Origin of the sequence: Leifsonia sp. TF02-11 (genome assembly GCF_017565305.1) — a bacterium.
Lineage (GTDB): Bacteria > Actinomycetota > Actinomycetes > Actinomycetales > Microbacteriaceae > Leifsonia.
This window is the reverse complement of the sequence record NZ_JAGEKP010000024.1, coordinates 277,007-298,476: the sequence shown is the minus strand read 5'-3', so window position 1 is coordinate 298,476 and position 21,470 is coordinate 277,007. Positions and strand designations below refer to the sequence as shown.

16 protein-coding genes are annotated in these 21,470 nt (G+C 70.1%); 11 read left to right on the top strand and 5 right to left on the bottom strand.

What is annotated here, in order from left to right; genetic code table 11:
* Positions 1 to 56: 56 nt before the first annotated feature.
* On the bottom strand, positions 57 to 2,081 hold the full coding sequence (locus tag JNB50_RS22285) for a PfkB family carbohydrate kinase (RefSeq protein WP_208042320.1): 2,025 nt from the start codon (positions 2,079 to 2,081) through the stop codon (positions 57 to 59).
* A gap of 118 nt (positions 2,082 to 2,199) precedes the next feature.
* Between JNB50_RS22285 and JNB50_RS22280 the strand changes: the two genes are divergently transcribed.
* The 3 genes from JNB50_RS22280 to JNB50_RS22270 are packed head-to-tail and all read left to right on the top strand — an operon-like array spanning position 2,200 to position 7,009.
* A complete protein-coding gene (locus JNB50_RS22280; protein WP_208042319.1) occupies positions 2,200 to 3,045 on the top strand; it encodes a class I fructose-bisphosphate aldolase in 846 nt (281 codons plus the stop codon).
* Positions 3,042 to 4,205, top strand: coding sequence for a Gfo/Idh/MocA family protein (locus tag JNB50_RS22275; RefSeq protein WP_208042318.1), 1,164 nt, complete (start codon positions 3,042 to 3,044; stop codon positions 4,203 to 4,205). Before JNB50_RS22280 ends, JNB50_RS22275 begins: the two co-directional genes overlap by 4 nt.
* Complete coding sequence (locus JNB50_RS22270) at positions 4,202 to 7,009, top strand: FAD-binding and (Fe-S)-binding domain-containing protein (RefSeq protein WP_307794840.1); 2,808 nt, start codon at positions 4,202 to 4,204, stop codon at positions 7,007 to 7,009. The genes JNB50_RS22275 and JNB50_RS22270 overlap by 4 nt, the downstream gene beginning before the upstream one ends.
* On the opposite strand, the gene JNB50_RS22265 is transcribed toward JNB50_RS22270, so the two are convergent.
* Positions 6,996 to 9,068 carry a beta-galactosidase gene (locus JNB50_RS22265; RefSeq protein WP_208042317.1) on the bottom strand — a complete coding sequence of 691 codons (2,073 nt, stop codon included), beginning with the start codon at positions 9,066 to 9,068 and terminating at the stop codon, positions 6,996 to 6,998. The two genes, JNB50_RS22270 and JNB50_RS22265, sit on opposite strands and share 14 nt — an antisense overlap.
* 133 nt (positions 9,069 to 9,201) lie before the next feature.
* Between JNB50_RS22265 and JNB50_RS22260 the strand changes: the two genes are divergently transcribed.
* From JNB50_RS22260 to JNB50_RS22250, 3 genes are all read left to right on the top strand, one after another.
* Complete coding sequence (locus JNB50_RS22260) at positions 9,202 to 10,494, top strand: extracellular solute-binding protein (protein WP_208042316.1); 1,293 nt, start codon at positions 9,202 to 9,204, stop codon at positions 10,492 to 10,494.
* Positions 10,495 to 10,586: 92 nt separating this feature from the next.
* A complete protein-coding gene (locus JNB50_RS22255) occupies positions 10,587 to 11,501 on the top strand; it encodes a carbohydrate ABC transporter permease (RefSeq protein WP_208042315.1) in 915 nt (304 codons plus the stop codon).
* Positions 11,498 to 12,403 carry a carbohydrate ABC transporter permease gene (locus JNB50_RS22250; RefSeq protein WP_208042314.1) on the top strand — a complete coding sequence of 302 codons (906 nt, stop codon included), beginning with the start codon at positions 11,498 to 11,500 and terminating at the stop codon, positions 12,401 to 12,403. The genes JNB50_RS22255 and JNB50_RS22250 overlap by 4 nt, the downstream gene beginning before the upstream one ends.
* Before the next feature lie 61 nt (positions 12,404 to 12,464).
* Here the strand turns inward: JNB50_RS22250 and JNB50_RS22245 are convergent, their stop codons facing one another.
* Entirely contained in the window at positions 12,465 to 13,028 is a 564-nt protein-coding gene (locus JNB50_RS22245) for a TetR/AcrR family transcriptional regulator (RefSeq protein ID WP_243768801.1), read from the bottom strand.
* 94 nt (positions 13,029 to 13,122) lie between these two features.
* Here JNB50_RS22245 and JNB50_RS22240 point away from each other — a divergent pair, with 94 nt between their 5' ends.
* On the top strand, positions 13,123 to 14,082 hold the full coding sequence (locus tag JNB50_RS22240) for a zinc-dependent alcohol dehydrogenase family protein (RefSeq protein WP_208042312.1): 960 nt from the start codon (positions 13,123 to 13,125) through the stop codon (positions 14,080 to 14,082).
* 82 nt (positions 14,083 to 14,164) lie between these two features.
* On the opposite strand, the gene JNB50_RS22235 is transcribed toward JNB50_RS22240, so the two are convergent.
* A complete protein-coding gene (locus JNB50_RS22235; protein ID WP_208042311.1) occupies positions 14,165 to 14,809 on the bottom strand; it encodes a TetR/AcrR family transcriptional regulator C-terminal domain-containing protein in 645 nt (214 codons plus the stop codon).
* A 68-nt stretch (positions 14,810 to 14,877) separates the two neighbouring features.
* Here JNB50_RS22235 and JNB50_RS22230 point away from each other — a divergent pair, with 68 nt between their 5' ends.
* From JNB50_RS22230 to JNB50_RS22215, 4 genes are all read left to right on the top strand, one after another.
* Positions 14,878 to 15,696 (top strand): alpha/beta fold hydrolase, encoded by an 819-nt coding sequence (locus JNB50_RS22230; RefSeq protein ID WP_208042310.1) that lies wholly within the window; start codon positions 14,878 to 14,880, stop codon positions 15,694 to 15,696.
* Positions 15,693 to 16,274 (top strand): MFS transporter, encoded by a 582-nt coding sequence (locus tag JNB50_RS22225; RefSeq protein WP_208042309.1) that lies wholly within the window; start codon positions 15,693 to 15,695, stop codon positions 16,272 to 16,274. Before JNB50_RS22230 ends, JNB50_RS22225 begins: the two co-directional genes overlap by 4 nt.
* On the top strand, positions 16,216 to 17,205 hold the full coding sequence (locus tag JNB50_RS22220) for an MFS transporter (RefSeq protein WP_208042377.1): 990 nt from the start codon (positions 16,216 to 16,218) through the stop codon (positions 17,203 to 17,205). Before JNB50_RS22225 ends, JNB50_RS22220 begins: the two co-directional genes overlap by 59 nt.
* A gap of 106 nt (positions 17,206 to 17,311) precedes the next feature.
* On the top strand, positions 17,312 to 18,595 hold the full coding sequence (locus JNB50_RS22215) for an LPXTG cell wall anchor domain-containing protein (RefSeq protein ID WP_208042308.1): 1,284 nt from the start codon (positions 17,312 to 17,314) through the stop codon (positions 18,593 to 18,595).
* A 28-nt stretch (positions 18,596 to 18,623) separates the two neighbouring features.
* Here the strand turns inward: JNB50_RS22215 and JNB50_RS22210 are convergent, their stop codons facing one another.
* Complete coding sequence (locus JNB50_RS22210) at positions 18,624 to 21,164, bottom strand: LuxR C-terminal-related transcriptional regulator (protein WP_208042307.1); 2,541 nt, start codon at positions 21,162 to 21,164, stop codon at positions 18,624 to 18,626.
* Positions 21,165 to 21,470 lie beyond the last annotated feature (306 nt).

The following is a 21,470-nucleotide window of genomic DNA, read 5'->3' as shown; positions in this document are numbered from 1 at the left end:
CCTGCTCCCTGTCTCGGATGCCCCATCGTATCCGCCGCGGATCGCCTCCACGGGCATCAGGGAGCGGGTGGCCGTGCGACCAGGATGCTCCCGTTGCCCACCAGCTCGAGGGGTCCCGCGGCCGCCGGCACGAGGACGGTGGTGCCGCGAGCCCAGGTCCCGTGACCGGTGACGAGTTCGCCCTCGATCACGATGACCACCGCGAAGCCGGACGCGATCACCGAGCCGCCGTCGACGTCGAGCCGTTCGAGTCGGAAGTACGGATCGGCGGCCGCCGGCAGAGCGGCCGACGGGTCGCCCGCGCGTCGCACCAGGGCGGCCAGCGACTCCGGCGCAAGCGGGGCGCGGTCGACGGCGTCCAACGCGACCTGGAAGCCGAGGCCGAGGTGACCGTCGCGCTCGCCGTCCAGGGGATAGCCACGCCATTCGAGCAGGATGGAGAGGTCTTCGGGTTCCTGGACTTCGGCCAGGAACACTCCGGCGCCGATGGCGTGCAGGGTGCCGGGGGGAACGAAGACGCGATCACCCGGACGCACGGAGACCCGGTGCAGCAGGCCGAGGAGGGTCTCGCCGTCCTGCCGCTGGACGAGGTCGTCGAGTTGCTCGCGCGACACGCCTTCGCGCAGCCCCAGGTGCACGACGCCCGCCTCCAGGATGTACCAGGCTTCGGCCTTCCCGTGTGCTGTGCCGACGTGGACGCGCGCGAATGCCGTGTCGGGGTGGGCGTGCACGGGGAGGCGTTCCTGGGCGTCGAGAAGCTTGACGAGAAGCTTGGTGTCGGCTCCCCACCGGGCGACGTGCGATTCTCCGAGCCACGCCACGGGGTCACGTCGCACGGCGTCGGCCAGCGCCTCACCGTCACTGAGGCGGGTGAGGCCGAGCGGCTCCTGGCCGCGCACCGTCGTGACGGAGCCCACCCAGTCCTCCGGCGTGTGCTCTACCGCCTGCCCCGTGCCGCGGAAACCGGCGATCCGGTCGCCGCCGGCGTAGAAGCGGTCGACGGGCTGGTTCGCGTCGAGCACGATCGGTGCGCGCGGGCCGGACTCCGCGGAGGAGAACACGCTCGCCAGCGCAGGATCGATGGCGACGACGGTTCTCGGGATGGCGGGTCGACCGGTCAAGACGGCGGTCGCGCACGCCGCCGCGAGCATCGCCGCGCTCTCCAGCGGTGCGCACACGGAGGCCCCGTAGAGGAACCCGGCGGTGGACGCGTCCCCTGCGCCGTTGGTGGTGACCGGCTCCTGGGTCAGACGGGTGGCCTGATGCAGTGCGCGCCCCGCCCACTCCTCTGCGACGCAGGCGAGCGCTCGGCCTCCCGCGCGCAGCCGCTCGACCGACCCGGTTCGGACGAACAAGCCGGACGAGCCGGCGGAGACCGCGGCCACGGCCGCACCTCGCTCGATGAGACTCTCGACGAGTGCATCGATGCCGTCCGGCGTGGTCAGCGGCGGTCGCCCGAGGGCCGAGGTGAGATCGTCGGCGCTCGGGGTGAGCACGTCGACCAGCGGCAGTATCCGGTCGAACACAGCGTCCCAGTCCAGGGCGCCCGCGGGTGAGGCGGGATCGACGACAGCGAGGTCGACCGAGGTGGTGATGCCGCGTTCTTTCGCGCGCCGCAGGAGCGCGACAAGTGCTTTCCCGTCGTCGGCGAGCAGTGCGGGCAGCAGCGACGGGTACCCCAGATGCAGGATGTCGACTCCGTCGAGCTCCACCTCCGCGCCGTCGAAGGCGGCGTTGGCGCCGACATGGTGCCAGAAGGTGCGGTCCTGACCGGGGCTTTCGAGCACGACGCTGTAGGAGGTCGCAGCGTGTCCGACGGTCTGCGGCCGGCCGCTGAGTCCGGGGAGCGTCGTGAGCAACCGGCCCGCGGTCCTGCCCAGTTCGTCGTCGCCGACGGCCGCGTGGATGCGTGCCCGGCCGCCCAGGTCGCCGAGGGCGCGTCCGGTGTTCGCAACGCAGCCGCCCAGGGTGATCCGCAGGGGACCCACTTCGTGGAGCCGTCCGGGATCGATGTCAGCAGCGCGGCCGAAGGCGGGTGCGAGGTCGACGCAGAGATGACCGGCTAGAGCGATCCCGTGCACGTGAGTGGTCCTTTCCGGCGTGACATGAAGCGCTTGTCCTCGACTAGACAACGTTGTTTCACCGGGTTTAGTGTTGCACACCTGAACACGTTTCACGAATCCCACAGAAAGCGCAGCAATGACGCCGTACCGCCTCAATCGCCTCTTCCATCCTCGCTCCGGCCGCGCTCTCGACGTGGCCGTCGACCACGGCTTCTTCGGTGAGCGCTCCTTCATCACCGGCATCGAGGACATGCGCGCCGTCGTGCGGACCCTGGTGGACGCCGGACCGGACGCCGTGCAGCTCACCGTCGGGCAGGCGCGCCACCTCCAGGCGATCCCCGGGAAGGACAAGCCGGCGCTCGTCCTGAGGACCGACGTCGCGAACGTCTACAACTCGCCGCTGGACAGCCGGCTGTTCAGCCACCACGTCACGAACGCGATCGAGGAGGCCGTGCGCCTGGACGCCGTCGCGGTGTGCGCCAACCTCATGCAGCTGCCGGGGCACCCGGAGGTCCGCGAAGCGAACATCCGGTCGATCATGGAGCTGCGGGCGGAAGCCGGCCGATACGGGATGCCCCTGATGATCGAGCCCCTGGTGATGCAGGACAACGACACCGCAGGCGGCGGCTATCTGGTCGACGGGGACATCGAGAAGATCGTCACGCTGGTGCGTCAGGCGGTCGAACTCGGCGCCGACCTGATCAAAGCCGACCCGAGCGACGATCTCCGGGACTATCACCGCGTCGTCGAGGTCGCCGGCGACGTTCCGGTCCTGGTGCGCGGTGGCGGCAGGGTGGACGATCGCACCCTCCTCGAGCGCACCGTGGCCGTGCTCGACGCGGGCGCGCGGGGCATCGTGTACGGCAGGAACGTCATCCAGCATCCGGACCCGGCGGGGATCACCAGAGCCCTGCTGGCCGTTCTGCACGACGGCGCCGGCGTGGACGAGGCGCTCGACAGCATCGCGGAGGTGGCGGCATGAGTGCTGAGCGGGTGAACGTGGCCATCATCGGCGGCGGCTTGATGGGGCGGGAGATCGCGGCCGCGATCCAGCGCTGGCCCGCTCTCGTGGACCATCCGGTGCGGCCGCGACTGACCGCGGTGTGCGACATCGTCCCGGCTGCGCTCGACTGGTTCGACCAGATCGACACGGTCACGCTCAAGACGACCGACTACGCCGACATCCTGGCGGACGACAGCGTCGACGTCGTCTATGTGGCGGTGCGCCACGATCTGCACGAGCGCATCTACACCGACGTGATCCGCAGCGGCAAGAGCCTGCTGGCCGAGAAGCCCTTCGGAATCGACGCTGCAGCGGCCGCTGCCATTCTCGAGGCCATCGGCGAGCATCCGGAGAGCTTCGTGCGGTGCTCGAGTGAGCTCCCGTTCTTCCCCGGAGCTCAACTCGCCGTCGACTACGTGCGCTCCGGCGCGCTCGGAACGATCGTCTCGGCTCGCAACAGCTTCCTCCACTCGAGCGACGTGGACGTCCACAAGCCGGTCAACTGGAAGCGCCAGGCGAGATACTGCGGGCGTGCGGGCGTGCTCAACGACCTGGGCATGCATACCTGGCACGTGCCGCTGCGCCTGGGATGGATCCCGGACAGCGTCTACGGCGTGCTCCAGGACATCGTGCCGGAGCGCCCCGGCCCCGACGGCGAGCTCGTACCGAGCGACACCTGGGACAACGCCACCCTGCACTCATGGGTGCAGACCGAGACGGGCCGCTTTCCCCTCACGACCGAGACGATGCGGATCGCACCTGGGCAGAAGAACACCTGGGAGTTCGAGGCGATCGGGCTCGACGGCGGCGTCCGCTTCAGCACGAAGCGGCCGAAGACCGTCGAGATCTTCACCGTCACGGAGATCCCGGGTGGCGGACGCGAACAGGTCTGGCAGAGCGTCGATGTCGGCAGCCAGTCGGTCTGGCCGACCGTCACCGGCCCGATCTTCGAGTCGGGCTTCTCCGACTCGATCCTGCAGATGTGGGCGGTCTTCCTGGCCGAGCGCGCGGGCGTGCTCGGTGACCGCTTCGGGGCGGCGCGACCGGAGGAGGCGGCGCTCACGCACGAGATCTACCGCGCGGCGCTGCTGTCCCACGACGAACAGCGCGCTGTCGCCGTGGAGCGCGGGGACCGGTGAGTGCGCGCGGGCCGGTGAGCGGTTGGCCGACCGGGCTGGAGGTGCGTGAGCGGGCGATCGACCTCCGCGCGTTCGCACACGACGCCTCCCACTATTTGCTCGTGCCGGAAGCGCTCGCCGTTCCGCGCTCCGTCGACGACGTCAAAGTGCTCTTCGCCGCGGCCCGCGCCGCCGGACGTACACTGACCTTCCGCTCCGGAGGAACCAGCCTCTCCGGCCAGGGCGTGACGGACGGCGTCCTCGTCGACACGCGCCGAGGGTTCCGGCGCATCGACATCTCCGCCGACGGTCGCTCTGTCCGCGTCGGCCCTGGCGCCACCGTCCGTCAGGTCAACGCCAGGCTGGCCCGCCACGGTCGCCGGCTCGGACCCGATCCGGCGAGTGAGATCGCCTGCACGGTCGGGGGAGTGGTCGCGAACAACTCGTCCGGCATGGCGTGCGGGACCACGGAGAACAGCTACCGGACGATCGAGTCTCTCCTTCTCGTGCTCGCCGACGGAACTGTCATCGACACCGGAGCGGATGACGCGGACGAGCGGCTGGCCGTCGCCGAACCGGGGATCCACGCGGGCTTGCTGGAACTGCGCCGAAGGCTGCTCGCGTCTCCTGGCGCCGTGGCGGAGGTCCGTCGGCAGTTCTCGATGAAGAACACGATGGGTTACGGGATCAACGCCCTGCTCGACTTCGAACGCCCCGTCGACATCCTGGCGCACCTGGTGATCGGCAGCGAGGGCACCTTGGCCTTCGTGGCGGAGGCGCGGTTCGCCACTGTGCCGATCCAGCCGGCGGTGACCACCGGCCTCCTCCTCTTCCCCGACCTCGCCGAGGCGACTGCGGCCCTTCCCTCGCTGGTGGCGGCGGGGCTCGCCACCGTGGAGCTGATGGATGCTGCGGCGCTGCGGGTGGCGCAGGCAGGGCAGGAGGTTCCCGAGGCGATCGCCGGTCTCCGCGTGAAGGACCACACTGCGCTGCTGGTCGAACTGCATGCGGCGGATCCGGACACCCTCGCGTCCGCCGTCGCCGCCACCGAGCCCCTGCTCCGCAGCCTTCCGCTGGCGGCCCCGTTCGCCTTCTCGACCGATGCAGCCGAACGCGCGGCCCTCTGGCGCGTGCGCAAGGGCCTGTACGCCGCCGTCGCCGGCGCCCGGCCGCCCGGAACCACGGCCTTGCTCGAGGACGTCGCCGTTCCCGTCGAACGGCTGCTTCCGACGTGCACGCGCCTCATCGAGCTGTTCGCGCGGCACGGCTACGAGGACGCCGTGGTCTTCGGGCACGCCAAGGACGGCAACCTGCATTTCATGCTCGTGGAGGACTTCGGCGACGATCGCTCGCTGGCCCGCTATCGAGCGTTCACCGAGGAGTTGGTGGAGCTGGTGCTCGCAGAAGGCGGCACCCTGAAGGCGGAGCACGGGACCGGTCGGGCGATGGCGCCCTTCGTCCGCCGCCAGTACGGCGACGAGCTGTACGGCCTGATGCGGGACGTCAAACGCCTCATGGACCCCGAAGGGATGCTGAACCCCGGCGTCCTCCTGAGCGACGACTCCGAGCTGTATCTCCGCGATCTGAAGGTCGCCCCTCGGGTGGAGCACGAGGTGGACAGGTGCGTCGAGTGCGGGTACTGCGAACCGGGCTGTCCCAGCAAGGACCTCACGCTGACTCCGCGGCAGCGGATCGCGCTGCGTCGGGAGATCGCTGCCGCCGCGGACGCCGGCGATGAGCGCTTGCGGCGCGAGCTCGAACGCGACTACGGCTACGACGGAGTCGACACGTGCGCCGTCGACGGGCTGTGTGCGATGGCGTGCCCCGTCGGCATCAACACCGGCGACCTCGTGCGGCGTCTGCGGGCGGAGCGACGGACGCCCGTCAGGGATGCCGCGTGGTCGGCCGGCGCAGCGAACTGGGCGCCCGCGACGCGAATCGCGGCGAACGCCCTCAGCCTCGCCCGCCGCGCACCCGCGGCGCTCGTGGAGGGTGCCACCGATGTCGGCCGGGCGATCCTCGGAGCGGAGATTCTGCCTCGCTACGGGCGAGGCCTTCCGGCCGGCGGCGCTCCGAGGCGCATCGCTCTCGAATCGAAGACGCACTCGACGCCGCCGTCAGCGGTGCTCTTCGCGGCGTGCGTCGGCTCGATGTTCGGTTCCGACGGAGGCGTCGGCGCGACCGAGGCCCTTCGTCGGCTGGCCGCGCGGGCGGGTGTCGCACTCGTCGCGCCGGAAGGGATCGAAGGCTTGTGCTGCGGCACGCCGTGGAAGTCCAAGGGTCACCTGGACGGCTACCGGCGCATGTCGGATCGGGTGATTCCAGCCCTCCTGGCGGCGAGCGACGGCGGCCGCCTTCCGATCGTGTGCGATGCGGCATCGTGCACCGAGGGCCTGGAGACCCTGCTGGCGACGAGCGCGAACGAAGCGCCCGCTCTGCGGTTCGTCGATGCGACGGAGTTCGCACGCGATGTGCTGCTCCCGGCCCTCCCTGCGCCCACGCGTGTCGGCTCCGTCATGGTGCACCGCACCTGCTCGACCGCCGCTCTCGGCGCGGACGGAGCGCTCGACGAGCTCGCCGCTTTCGCCGCCCGCAGCGTGCACCACCCGGACGACTGGAGCTGCTGCGCGTTCGCCGGAGACCGCGGGATGCTCCATCCCGAGCTGACCGCATCGGCGACCTCGGCGGAAGCCGCCGAGGTCGCCGCCGGCCAATTCGACGCTTACGTGTCGGCCAACCGCACGTGCGAGATCGGGATGACCCGCGCGACCGGCCGGACCTACCGGCACGTGCTGGAGCTGGTGGAGGACGTCACCCGGCCGTGACCGCGGCGAGCGGCTCACGCGACAGCGAGCCCCGGAGCACCCGCACAGCGCCCGCTGGCACCGTGACCGTGCCGGCATGCGACGACCCGTCGAGCAGATCGGTGCCATCCGCGACGACGGTCTCGTCGACTCCGGAGTGATTGATGAGGACGTGGAAACGGTCGCCGTCCGTCGAGACGCGCGTGACGACACGCAACGCGGGAGACGACACCAGCGGAAGCGCCAGGCCCTGGTCGGCGAGGATGCGACGGAAGAGCGCACCGAGCGAGTCTCCGTCCAGTTCGGCGCCGACGTACCACGCCGAGCCCGTCTCCCCGTGTCGCATACGGGTGACGGCCGGGCCACCTGCCAGGTCGCCGTCGAGAAGGGTCGCCTCCACCCTCGCGCCCTCTGTCGCGATCACCTCCGCCCACCGGCGAGCGCGGCCGTCGGTGCCGAGGCCGTCCAGGACGACGGTCTCGTCGTCGAGCAGCGGCCAGAACTGCTCCACCCGCAGGCCCAGCAGGTCGCGGAACGCTCCGGGGTACCCGCCGAGACGCACGTGATCGAACTCGTCGACGATGCCGGAGAAGGAGCCGATGACGACCGTGCCTCCGTCGCGGGCCACGGCGGCGATGCGCTCGGCGTCGGCGTCGTCCACCAAGTAGAGCTGGGGAACGACGACCAGAGGATACCGGCCGAGGTCTGCGGTCGGAGGCACGACATCGACCGTGGCGCCCAGGTCGGTCAGCGCGCGGTGCCAGGCGAGCAGCGTCTCGGTCGCGCTGAGCCCGTTGTGGGGGTGGTCGGCCCGTTCGAGGGCCCACCACGATTCTTCGGACAGCACCAGCGCGCAGTCCGCCTCGACCACCGAGCCGGCCAGCTCGGCGCAGCGGGCCAGGTCGCGACCCAGGGCGACCACGTCCCGGAAAGCATCGGTATCGGGGCCGCCGTGCGGCAGCATCGCGGAGTGGAAGCGTTCGGCGCCGGCGCGGGCGGCCCTCCACTGGAAGAAGCACACCGTGTCGGATCCGCGGGCGATGTACGAGAACACGTCCCGACGGAGCTGCCCGGAGCGCTTGGCCGGATTCACCCGGCGCCAGCTCGTCTGTCCTGGCGCGGTCTCCATCAGCATCCACGGACGGCCGTCGGCGAGGCCCCGCGCCCGGTCGGCGGAGAACTCGGCTTCCGGATGGGCATCCCGCACCGGTTGCAGGTAGTGGTCGCTGGAGACGATGTCGAGGTCGTCCGTCCAGGTGCTGTACGCCATCCGCTTGCCGGCGTCGAACAGGATCAGGTTCGTCGTGATCGGGATGTCGGGGGTCGCCCGACGAAGGACGGCCGCCTCCGCCCGCAACTGGGCACGCAGCTGATCGGAGCTGAAGCGCTCGAAGTCGAGGAGCTGTGACGGGTTCGGGTCGGTGAAGGTCGCCCGTGGTGGCTGGATCTCCTCCCAGTCGGCGTACCGCTGACTCCACACCAGCGTCTGCCAGGCGTCGTTGAGCCTCTGGATGGAGTCCCCGTATCTTTCGCGCAGCCAGGTCCGGAAAGCCCGCGCCGCCTCCTCGCCGTAGCAGTGGGCGTTGTGCCCGCCCAGTTCGTTGGACACGTGCCAGAGGGCCAGGGCCGGATGGCTCCCGTAACGCTCTGCCATCCGGTGGACCAGCTCCAGAGAGAGCCGCCGGTAGACGCGGGACGACGGAGACCAGGCCTGCCTGCCGCCCTGTGCCATCGTGTGCCCGAACCGGTCGACGGCGAGCACATCGGGATGGAGGGTGGTCACCCAGCTCGGCGTGGAGGCGGTGGCGGTGGCCAGATCGACGGCGATCCCATGGTCGGCCATCAGGTCCATGACGCGATCGAGCCAGCCGAACTCCCAACGGTCGGGAGCGGGTTGCAGCGCCGACCACGCGAAGACGCCGACGGTGACCAGATTGACGCCGGCTTCGACCATCAGGCGCGCGTCCTCCCGCCACACGCTCTCGTCCCACTGCTCCGGGTTGTAGTCGCCACCGAACCCCACGAGCCGATCGCGGCCTGCCGTCGTCTGCTGCGGCCATCGAATCCAACGGTCGTCCACGTGTCCTCCATTCGTCGCCGAGGCGATGTCGAGACCCAGACTAGCGTTTTGAGACAACGTTGTTTAGACTGCCTCTGCGGCCGCACGGCACCGGCGCGCCGATCCTGTTCAATGAGGAACCCGAAAGGTCATCATGAAGAAGAAGTTCCTGCTGGCGAGTGTGGCGGTCGCCACAGCCGCCGCATTCGCCCTCTCCGGATGCAGTGGCGGTTCGTCGCCCGAGGCATCCGGCGGCAAGACGCAGATCACGTTCTGGGGATGGGCTGCGGGCTACGACAAGTCGGTCGACCTGTGGAACAAGAGCCACCCCGACATCCAGGTCAAGTACGAGCAGATCGCCAACGGCGGCGCCGGCGGTTACGACAAGATCCTCACAGCGGCCAAGGCGGGAACCGCTCCGTGCCTCGCGCAGGTCGGATACGAGACACTCCCCAGCTTCCTCGCGGCGGACGCACTGCAGAACGTCAACGAGTACGTCAAGGACTCCCGTGACCAGTTCGCGGACTGGGTGTGGGGCAACGTCGGCGTCAACGGCGATGCCTATGGCGTGCCGGTGGACACCGCTCCGATGGGGCTCTTCTACCGGAAGGACCTCTTCGAGAAGGCGGGCATCGCCCTCCCCAAGACCTGGGACCAGTTCGCGTCGGCTGCCGCTGCGGTCAAGGCTGCGGACCCGAATGCCCGCATCATGAACCTGCCGAGCGACCCCTACCTCTATGCCGGATTCGCGTGGCAGAACAAGGCCCCGTGGTTCGCCACCAAGGGAGACGCCTGGGGTGTCTCGCTGGACAGCAAAGCGAACTCCGAGGTCGCGTCGTACTGGCAGGGCCTTCAGGCGCAGGGCCTGCTCAGCAGCTATCCCGCCTTCGACGCTGCTCTGTACTCCGCGTGGAGCAATGGGACGGTCTGGGCCGAGGTTGGTCCGGTCTGGTCCGCGACGCTGATTCGCGACAACGCCGCCGCGTCCTCGGGATCGTGGGCCGTCGCCCCGATGCCGCGATGGGGCAGCACCGACTCCGTCGGGAACTCGGGAGGCTCTGCCACCGCCGTCACGAAGGACTGCAAGAGCCCGAAGGAGGCGACCGAGTTCGCCCTCTGGATGTCCACGAACGCGGACTCGGTCTCGAACCTCATCGATGCGGCTGCGATCCTGCCGGCGTCCAAGGCAGGTCTGAAGAACAAGGCCCTCGACGCACCCGTCGCCTATTTCGGCGGGCAGCCCATTTACCAGCTGTTCCGCGATGAGTCGGCCAAGGTGGCGACGAGCTGGCAGTGGGGTCCCGTCATGTCGGTGACCGCCTCCACACTCGGCGACGGCCTCGGCAAGGTCGCGAACGGCAGCGGCACCTACCAGCAGGCGCTCGACGCCGCGCAGAAGGCGACGACGGACGCCCTGAAGACTCAGGGCTTCACCGTCGCGAAGTAGCCGGCCGCGATCGTTCTCTCGGCCGGGGCGGGCTCGAACAGGCCCGCCCCGGCCTCGGCTCCACCTCGAATCCCACGAACGGAAATGCCCGCGTGACCTCCTCAGCCACCCTTCACCGTCGGCGCAGCGCTTCGCGTCGCTGGCGCCGCGCACTGCCTTTCGTGGCGCCCTTCCTCGTGCTCTTCGTGGTCGTCTACCTCATCCCGACGGTCTATGCGATCGCCCAGAGCCTCTTCGCCACCAAGCGCAGCGGACTCGGACTCGGCGCCGCGGACGTCCAGTTCGTCGGGATCGGGAACTACCTGCGTGCCTTCCAGGACCCCGGCTTCCTGGCGTCCCTCTGGCGCGTTCTCTTCATCGGGGTCATCCAGGTCCCGGTCATGCTGGCCCTCGCCCTGCTGTTCGCGCTTCTTCTCGATGCCGCGGTGTCGACGGGCAAGCGCTTCTTCCGGCTGGCGTACTTCGTGCCGTACGGTCTCCCCGGCGTCATCGCGGCGCTCGTCTGGTCGTTCCTCTACGCCCCGACGCTGAGCCCTGTCGTCCAGGCCTTCCACGCGATCGGCATCGACATCTCATTCGTCACGGACGCCGCACTGCCGTTCTCGATCGCCAACATCCTGACGTGGGCATGGACCGGCTACAACATGATCCTGCTCTATGCGGCCCTGCAGGCCATCCCGCCCGAGGTGATGGAGGCCGCGGCGCTCGACGGCTGCTCCGGCTGGCGCGCCGCGCTCCGCATCAAAGTTCCGCTCATCCGCCCCGCCATGCTGCTCTCGCTGGTCTTCTCCATCATCGGCACCTCGCAGCTCTACAACGAACCCGTCACGATGAAGACCATTGCCCCGAACCTGCCCTCCGACTACACGCCGATCATGGCGGCTATGAAGTGGCTGTCCTCGAACGACTTCAACTACGCTGCGACGCTCTCGGTCATCGTGGGCGCGATCGTCTGCGTCCTCTCCGTGTTCGTCTTCCGCGCATCGGCGAAGCGGGTGGACGCATGACGACGCAGACGGCTCCGGTGATCGAACGTCCGATCCGCACCCGCATCGCGTCGGCGCGCAGCCCGTTCGAGCGGGTGAGCCCCGCCTCGCGCGCGCTGGTCCTCGTCGTGATGGTGATCTTCGCTATCTACTGCCTCCTGCCGGTCTGGTGGCTCGTCGTCAGCGCGACCAAGCCGTCCGGCGAGTTGTTCACGGGAAACGGCTTCTGGTTCGGCGACATCGACCTGATCGGAAACCTGCGGGCGCTCTTCACCGCACAGAACGGCATCTACACGCACTGGCTCGTCAACTCGCTGCTCTACGCGGGCGTCGGCGGTGCGGTGTCGACCCTCCTGTCGGTGATGTGCGGTTACGCTCTCGCGAAGTTCGACTTCCCCGGACGTGAGGCGATCTTCGGCACGGTGCTCGGTGCGGTGCTGCTGCCGGCTCCGATTCTCGCGGTTCCGCTCTATCTCGTCTTCAGCGCGATGGGGACGGTCAACACCTTCTGGGCGGTCTTCATCCCCAGCATCGTGAGCCCCTTCGGCGTCTACCTCAGCCGCATCTACGCAGCCAGCTCGGTCCCCGACACGCTGTTGGAGGCCGGGCGGATCGATGGTGCGTCCGAGTTCCGGATCTTCCTCATGTCGGTGCGGATCATGGCGCCCGCGATGGTCACGATCTTCCTGTTCCAGTTCGTCGCGATCTGGACGAACTACCTGCTCCCGTCGCTGATGCTGGCCGACACGTCCCTTCAGCCGGTCACCGTCGGGCTGGTCGGCTGGCGAGCGATGCAGGGATTCCCCGTCAGCTACTCCACCGTCATCACCGGCGCACTGTTGTCGGTCATCCCGGTCATCGCCATGTTCCTCTCCCTGCAGGGGTTCTGGAGCAAAGGACTGGCGGCGGGAGCGGAGAAGTAAGGCACGAAGCGTGTGTCGCGCTGCGCTGACCCTCACCCTCGAGGCGCCCCCGGCGACCTGGTCAGGAAGCGATGACCGGCGCGCGGAAGGCGTCGACGGCGAGCCCGGCGAAGCGGCGCGCCGCTGCGTCCCGGCGTGCGGGGGGCACCGACCCCAGCCCGCGGCCTGCCAGCAGGATGAGCACCAGGTCGTCGATCACGAAGTCCGGGCGGAGTCGGCCCTGCGCCTTCGCCCGCGACGCGAGCTCCGCCAGCATCGCGAGCAGCTCACGACGATGCCGCTCGAACGCAGCGCCGCCCGGGGTGGCCGACAGGAAGGCATCGACGAAGCCCCGGTTGCGCGTGTTCAGCGCGGTCAGGCGCTCGATGGCCGAAGTGAAGCCGTGCCACGGGTCAGGATCGGCGCAACTCTCCTCGACGACCGCCCGGCACGAGCTCAGCTCGACGTCGAACGCCTGGTCGATCAGCGCCTGCTTCGTCGGAAACCGGCGGTACAGGGTCGCGGGGCCGACCTCGGCGTGACGCGCGACCTCCCGCATCCCGATGTCGAGGCCGCGCTCGGCGAACAGCGCTCGAGCGGCCGCGATGATGCGGTCCTTGTTGTCTTGCGCATCCGCGCGGAGCATCTGAGTCAAACACCCTCCCGACGATCTCACTTCGGCCAAGTGGACGGGGGCGTCCACTACCGTGCAGAGAGTACCGCAGCCAGAAGGAGGACACGTGCGTGCGATCGCGATCCAGGAGTACGGCGACCCGGCCGGGATGACCGTGGTCGATCTCCCGTCACCGGAGCCCGCCACCGGCCAGGTGCTGATCGAGACGCAGGCGATCGGGGTCGGCGGAGTGGACGCCGTGATCCGACGCGGCACCCTCGGCTCGGGCTACCCGCAGGGGATGATCCCCGGCAGCGAAGTCGCGGGCGTCGTCGTCGGGATCGGCGCGGAGGTCGACCCCTCCTGGATCGGCCGTAGGGTCTGGGCGTTCACCGGCACGTCGGGCGGCTACGGTGAGTATGCCGTTGCCCGGGTCGAGGATGTGACCGCGTTGCCCGAGCACCTCTCTGCCGTCGATGCGGTGACACTCGGAAGCGCGGCGACGGTCGCCCGCTTCGCGCTCGCTCGAGCGCCGTTCGCGCCGGGCGACTCCGTGCTGATCCGCGGGGCCGCGGGCAGCATCGGCATCGCCGCGGTGGAGCTGGCGGCGCGGGGAGGCGCCTCCGCCGTCGCCGTGACCACCTCGTCCGCCGAACGCGGCCGCCGGCTCACCGCCCTGGGAGCGACGGAGACGCTCGACCGGGCCGGAAGCGCGCTCGACGGTGCAGGGCGGCAGTTCGACGTGATCGTGGACATCGTCGGAGGCCCGGGCATGCCCGCGTTCGTCGACCGGCTCGCACCCAACGGCCGCCTCGTCCTCGTCGGGGCGGTGGCAGGGTTCCCGCCCGCGGATTTCGGGGCGCGGCTCCTCCGAGGGTTCCAGGAGTCGCGATCCGTCGCGACGTTCAGCCTCGCCTCCATCCCGCCGGGGCGACGCGACGCCGCACGCGCCGAGCTGTTCGAGGCGGCAACGCGCGGCGAACTGCACCCGATCGTCCACGAGATCATTCCGCTGGACCGCGCGGCGGATGCCCATCGCCTGATGGACGATGGCGCCGTCTTCGGCCGTATCGTCCTCGTTCCCTGACGCGTGCCGATGTCACGCAGCACGGACCCCATAGTTCAGGAGTGCGGCGGTCGGAGCGGCGCGCGGATGGCCGGCGCGTCGATCACGCTCGCTCCGTCTCGTCGGCCGCGAGCATGCGTTCCGTCCCCGCGATGATCAGCGCCACCCCGTGGTCGAACATCGCCTCGCCGAGCGGGTCGATGGCCAGCTGCGCCCGGCCGGCGTCGCTCGACTCGTGGACGCCAGGGCGATCGGCGCCCCCCTCGGGCGAACCGATCCGCATCTGCTCTCCGAGCACGAATCCCGTCACGAAGTGCGTGGACGCGGTGATGGTCTTCGTCGCCAGCTCGGCGCCGAAGCCGAAGCCGGCCAGGGCGTCGATCTCGTCCAGGAACAGCTGGAAGGTCTCGGGGCTGCCGTTGCGCACCGCTGACACCACGCGCGCGCCATCCCGGTGACGCAGGAGCTCCGCACGGTAGCCGCGGGAGCGGCGGAGCACCCACTCCTGCCAGGTCTCGCCGCTCGGGCTCGAGCCCATTCCCGAGCGCTGGATGATCTCGTCGCCGATCGCATCCAGAAGGCTCTGCTTGCTGTCGAAGTGCCAGTAGAGCGCGGGGGAGGTGATGTCGAGCTCCGCGGCCAGCCGTCGGGTGGTCAGCTCATCGAGGCCGACCTCGTCGAGGAGCCGCAGCGCGGTCTCGACGATGGCCGCCCGCGTGAGCCTGGGGCGCGCGTCGCTGGTTGCCATGATGCTTGACAGCTTATCAGTGATAAGGATAATGAAGTGCATAACTTATCACTGATAAGGAGCTGATCATGAGTGAGCACGAAAACCTCGTGGACGACCCGACCGGAGCCGACGTCCGGGTGGAAGGCAGCGGGCCGACCATCCTCATCGTTCACCCGGGCATGGACGACGGCCGTTCCTGGGCGAAGGTCGCCGGAGAGCTGGCTGCCGCCCACACGGTCGCCAGGTTCACGCGGCGGCAGTACCGCCCGTCGGCGCGCCGTCCGGTATCCATCGCCGATGAAGCGGCGGACGTTGCGAGCATCGCGGCCGGCCTGGCGGCGCCTGTCCTCCTCGTCGGGCATTCATCGGGGGCGGTCGTGGCGCTGGAGGCCCTGGCGCGTTCGCCGCACCTCTTCTCCGGAGCCGTGCTCTACGAGCCCCCGCTGGAGACCGAGCTGCCGAGCCCGTATGCGGCCATCGACCGGGCGCTCGAGGCGCTCGCGAACGATCGTCCCGGACGGGCGATGCAGCTGTTCGTCCGGGACATGGTGGGACTCCCGCCGGCCTTCGGCGTGGTCGTCCGGGCGATGGTGCCGCTGGTCCCGCGCATGCGCAGGCTCGGCCCGTGGCAGATCCTCGACGCGAAGAGCATCGCGGAGCTCGGTGATCGGCTGTCCGTCTACGCCGCGATCCCGGTACCGGTCCTGCTCGTGGGCGGCTCCCGCAGTCCCGCGCATCTCGGACGCCGGCTCGACGCGCTGGCGGCCGTCCTTCCGCGTTCCTCGCGCGTCGAGATCGAGGGTCAGGGCCACAGCGCGAACGCCAGGGATCCCCGGGGGATGGCCCGGCTCATCGCGGACTTCGCCGCGAGCGGGCTGGATCCGGATGGACGGACACTGCGATGAGCGCGATCAGGCCGATCCGCTGGACCGGCGCCCAGCGATCGTCCTACCTCCTCCTCGTCGCGCCCGGACTGCTGGTCGCCATCGATTCCAGTGTGCTGCTCCTCGCGATCCCGTCGCTGAACACGGCGCTGAAGCCCACGGCGGCAGAATCCATCTGGATCAACGACATCTACGGCTTCATGGTGGCGGCGTTCATGATCCCGGCCGGCCGCCTCGCCGATCGCGTCGGACGCAAACGCCTCCTTCTGGTCGCGTGCGGGCTCTTCGCCGGCGCATCCGTCGCCGCCGCCTTCTCCATATCGGCGACGATGCTGATCGTCGCGCGCGGGACGATCGGCATCGCAGCGTCGGCGATCATCCCCTGTTGCATCGCCGTGATCCGCGACGTCTTCGCCGACGAGCGCCAGCGCAGTGTCGCAATGGGCATGTGGACGGCCTTCTTCGCTGTCGGAGTCGCCGTCGGGCCGCTGATCGGAGGGCTGCTTCTTTCAGAGCTTCTCGTGGGGTTCCGTCTTCCTCATCGTCGTCCCCGTCGCTGCGCTGGTCATCCTCCTCGGCCCGAGGTTCATTCCCGATGACGCGGTTCGCGCGCGGCGGCCGATGGATCTGCCCAGCATCGCGTCGCTGGTGCTCGGGATTCTGGCCGTCATGTACGGCGTGAAGGCGGAACTCACCACGAACCCGACGCTCTGGGCGCTCCTGGTGCTGGTCATCGGCACCGGCCTGCTGGCCGGATTCGTGATTCGTCAGCTCACCAGGGACGAGCCGCTCCTCGACCTGAGAGTTCTCGGCCGGCCCGAAGTCGCACCACTGCTGGTCGCGTTGTTCGTCACCGCCCTGATCATGGGCGGAGTGCAGCCGCTCCTGACCACCTACCTGCAGACGGTTCAAGGTCTCACTCCGGAGGTCGCGGCGATGTGGCTGCTCCCGCAGACCGCGATCATCGTCGTCGTCAGTCCGGTCGGCGCGCTCCTCGCGGCGAGGATCGGAGCACGCGCGCTGATACCGGGTGGGATCGCAGTGATGAGCGTCGGGCTGACCGTCATGGCTCAGGCCCCGGACCGGAACGGCGCGCTCGTCCTCGTCGCCGGCTACAGCATCGCCGTGGCAGGGATGGGGGCCATCTACGCGGTGCTCATGAACACGGTGGTGGGCTCGGTTCCCCCTCGGCTGAGCGGTATCACCGCCGCGACGGCGCAGACGGCCAACGAACTCGGAATCGCGGTCGGTGTCGCCGTCCTGGGCATCGTCGCGGCGGTCAGCTACCGCGACGCCGTCGCACGCACCGGACTCGCGCATCGGCTTCCCCCGACCGTCACGGTCGCGCTGGCCGAGCACGCGCGCACGGCGGGCCGCCTGGCCGACGTGGTGTTCGCCGCCTTCGCCGGTGCCCTCCGCGTGAACAGCTACGCGTGCGCCGCTGTGCTCGCCGTTCTCTCGGTGCTCGTCGCCGCGTCGCTTCGTCGCGGAGCGGCGACGGCCGTGGTCTCATCGCGTCGGTCAGGGTGAAATGCGGGGGTGAACCCGCGCTCGCCTCGACCCTTTCGTCGACGGTTCTCCCGTATCGTCAACGCGCGTCGGTGCGCCGACTCACCACGACGATGGAGGCGAATTCATGGCGGCTGTCCGCACGCTCGGGAGCACACGGTACAGCGGAAGGGGCTTTCGCGCAGCGATCGCCGCTGCGGTGACCGCCGGTCTCGCCCTGACGGGAGCGCTCGTCACCGCTTCGGCGGCGGAAGCCGCAGCGCTGCCGTGTACGAGCGATCTCTACGGTACCTCCTTGGGTCGCGACACGATCACGAGGACAGCTCCGTCGGGCGCGACGACGACCATCGCGACATCGCCGGCCGGGATCCCGCTGAACAGCCTGGCCTACAACCCGGTCGACGGCTACCTGTACGCGAACACCAACGGAACGGGTGAGCTGTACCGGATCGGCAGTGATGGAGCGGCGACGGATCTCGGCATCGCCGTCCCGAGTTCGACGCTCGGCATCGACTCCCACGGGGTCGCGTGGGCCGGGAGCGGCGCCGCTCTCACGCGCGTCGACCTGACGACGCTCGCTGTATCGACCGTCCCGCTGTCGCAGAGCGTCGGCAGCGGTGATTTCGCATTCATCGGCGACACGATGTACGTGATGGGGGTCCGGTCGGTCGCGGCCGTCGACACCGCCACCGGGACCGTGCGCGTGATCCCCGTGGCGGGCAACCCGATCGGCAGCCCGGCCGCGGTCAGCTTCGACGGCCACCTCTATGTCTCGACGGTTCGGCCGATCGGCCAGCCGGTCCCCGACCTGCTGGAGGTCGTGGGCCTCGACACCGCCAGCGCCTCCCTCGTGGACACCGGTTTTCCGTGGGTGGCCAGCGACGGCGCATCCTGCGCGACGGCGCCGTCGCCGATCCTCGCCGCGACCGACGACGACGTCACCGCCACCCCGATCGTCGGCACCAGCGGCGGCACCACCGCGAGCGTCTTCGGCAACGACCTGCGCGGCGGCGCGGCGGTGACGGCCGCGGAGGTCGTCCCGACCCTGACCGCGGACGGCGGACTCACCGGAGCGACGATCAACCCCGACGGCACGATCACCGTGCCGGCCGGGGCCGCGCCCGGCACCTACACGGTGTCGTACCGGATCTGCCTCGGCGACCGTCCGCAGATCTGCGACACGGCCAGCGTCCGCCTCCGCGTCGCCGCGGGCGGCGTCGCTCCTGGCACCGACCCGGGCACTGGCACGTCCGCCGGCCCGGCGACTGTCACGACACCGGCAGGCGGGCCCGAACTCGCTGCGACCGGCAGCGACGCCACGCCCGCCGCCCTGGCGGCCGCCGGAGCTGTGGCGCTCGGCGTCGGCCTGATCGTGGGTCTCCGGGGCAGGCGGCGCGCCCTGACCCGGTGACCGCTGCAGGCGTCGGCCTCGGAGCTCCTCAGCCGTTGTCCAACAGCCGGAACTGTCGGGCCATCGCCGCCGCCTCGTCGCGCGACGAGACGCCGAGCTTGCGGTAGAGGCCTCGCACCTGGGTCTTGACCGTGTTGTGCGAGACGTGGGATTGAGTGGCGATGTCGCGGATCCGGGTGCCGGCGACGAGCCCGGCGAGCACGGACTTCTCCCTCGTCGTGAGTGCGATGTCGTCCGCCGTTCCGAACGGGTTCGCCAAGCCCTGCGGGAGCCGATCGGCGTCCTCGCCGAGGATGCGCACGAGATCCCCTCTGGCGACCATCGCCAGGGGAACGGTCAGCCCCTCGAGTTCGGCGAGGGCAAGGGCTCGGTGGGCGAGGACTCGCGCCGCGCCGCGCTGTCCGCTCCGCTCGGCCGCCGCCGCGCCCAGGACGTACGCTTCGGCGCGATGTCGCGTCCAGAGCCGGGGAGCAGCGAGGGCTCGGCGAGCGTAGATGCCCGCTCGGGTGGGGTCGTCTTCGGCGAGGGCGAGTCGGGACAGGGAGAGCAGGGTTGCCGGGAACGCGGCGTCAGCGTCGTCCTTCAGGTACGCGCGGGCACCCTCGTGGTGTCCCGTGGCCAGCTCCAGGTCGGCCGCCGCGGCGAACATGACCGACCGGGACTCGGGCGTCACGGGACGGTCCCGGTTCTCGACGAGTGCGCGGTGGAGGCGCTCGCGTCCGGTCAGCGGGTCGTCGGACACCAACCAGGCGAGGCCTTCCGCCCAGAGGAGGTACGGCCAGTGCTCGATGACGCCGCGCCGCCTGCCGACCTCGCCGAGGATGTCGAGGGCGGCCCGCGGATCGCGATCCTCCGTCGCCCCCACGGCGCGCGCGATGTACCACCCCGTCGAAAGGGTGCTCGCGCGCCACTGCGACATCCGGTCGACGGGGAGGTCCGCGACGAAGGCGCGGCTCTCGGACATCCTGCCGGTGACGGCGTGCGCGTAGGCGCGCAAGGCCTGGACGTGGAGGACGCGCACGGGATGATCTTCCGCGAGGAGGGTGAGCACCTCGACCGCGCGGTCGAATCGGCCGGCCAGGATGTTCGAGATGCCGGCCTGCATCATCCCCAGGTTGATCGCCACCGGGATGCGCCCGCGCTCGGCCGGGGTCATCTGGAGCATCATCTCGAGCAGCCGGTCGCTGACGTCCACGGTCTCCTCGTAGCGGCGGACGCTGCGGTAGGCGGCGTAGATGGCGAGCCGGTGCAGGTAGGCGTCGACGATGTCCGCGGGCTCGTCGCGCGCCAGCAGCGTCTCGAGGGCGCCGTTGGCCAGGGTGAGTGTCTCGAGCGAGGGGCGGGGTTCGTCCTCGCCCAACACGATCGCGAGCGCCGCGGCGGCACCGCCGCCCGCGATCATCGTCTCCTTCGGCACCTGTTCCAGGAAGTGCTTGGTCAGCGGGCGGAGGTGGTTGATGAGTTCGGAGAAGTGGTCGACGAAGAAGCGCCAGATCAGGTCGGGAGCGTGGGCCTCGGAAGCGAGCCGGAGAGCGGTCATGGCCCAGCCCTCGCGTCTCGACAGCCCGAGCGCCGCGATCCGCAGCAGCCGAGCCGACTCGGCGGGTGGGATCTCGACGCGCGCGAGCCGGCCGAACGCCTCGCCGATGACGGCGTGGAAGCTGAAGAGACCGTCGGCGGCGAACTCGCCGAGGCCCTCGTGCTCGAACGACCGGACGATGGCGGGAGCTTCGGGCAGGCCGGTCAGGGTCGTCGCCAGCTCGTCGTCGACCGCGGGCGCGAGGGCGATCCGCAACGCGACATCGCGCTCCACCCCGTGGGCCGGCAGCAAGTCGTTCGCGGTGTGCTGCGCGATCAGCCCCGCGTCCACCTGCGCTTCGGAGTGCAGGGCCGCGAGCGCGACCCGTGTCGAGAGCGGGTGCCCGGACGTCGCCTCGTGCAACTCCACCGCACTGAACCGGGGCTGAGGGCGCCCGCTTCTGACCACCTCCTCGACGACCGCGACGGTCTCGGCGGTGTCGAAGGCGAGCTCTGCTTCGGTGAGTACCAGCGGATCGAACCGAGCCGCGGCGCTCGGGGATTCGAGAACGCTCCGTCGACGCGTCGTGAGGACGAGCTGACTGCGGACGCCGCGGCGCAGCATCCAGACGAGATCCGCGGACGCGCGCCACGGCGACAGGTGGGCGTCGTCCACCACGACCCTCGCGGGTCCGTCCGCACCGGCCAGAACATCGCCGACGATCTCTCTCGCCACGTCTGCGGGGATGAAGCCGCGGACGAAGTCGATCAGGCGTTCGTCCGCGGCCCCGGCGCGCACGAGCGCCGCCGCCATCAGCTGCCAGAATCCGGCGTACTCGGCGGCGCGTTCGTCGAGGGCGACCCAGACCGTGGTCTCCCGCTCTCGTCGACTGCGGAGCCAGTCGACCACGGCGAGGGTCTTGCCCGAGCCGCCGGGCGCCCGGACGACGACAGGGCGGCCGTCCGACCCGTCGAGGAGGTCGCTCACCCGGCGGCGGTGGAGGAAGACGGGCGGCAGCAGAGGGAGATTCGTGTGGTCTGGTGTGGGCATCGTCATCCGTCGGCGTCGCGTGTGCAGCTGAATCACTTGCAACTATTGCAGGCGATGAGGAGCTCGGTGAACCACGGGACCGCGGACGCCGCCGATCAACGGCCCAGCGGGTTCTGACGGGCGTCGCTGCGGGCGCGGTGTCGCGACGGAGGGCCGGGGGTGATCCGGAGGGGTGAAATCGACGTGCGGTCGTTGCCCGGGGGTCGCTCGCTCGATTGACTGCAGCGCGGGGCAGGCTGGTCCGGTCGAGGCGGAAGGCCTCTGCGGCCACGCGAAAACCGCCCTGATCGTGTCGCAGAGGGAGGT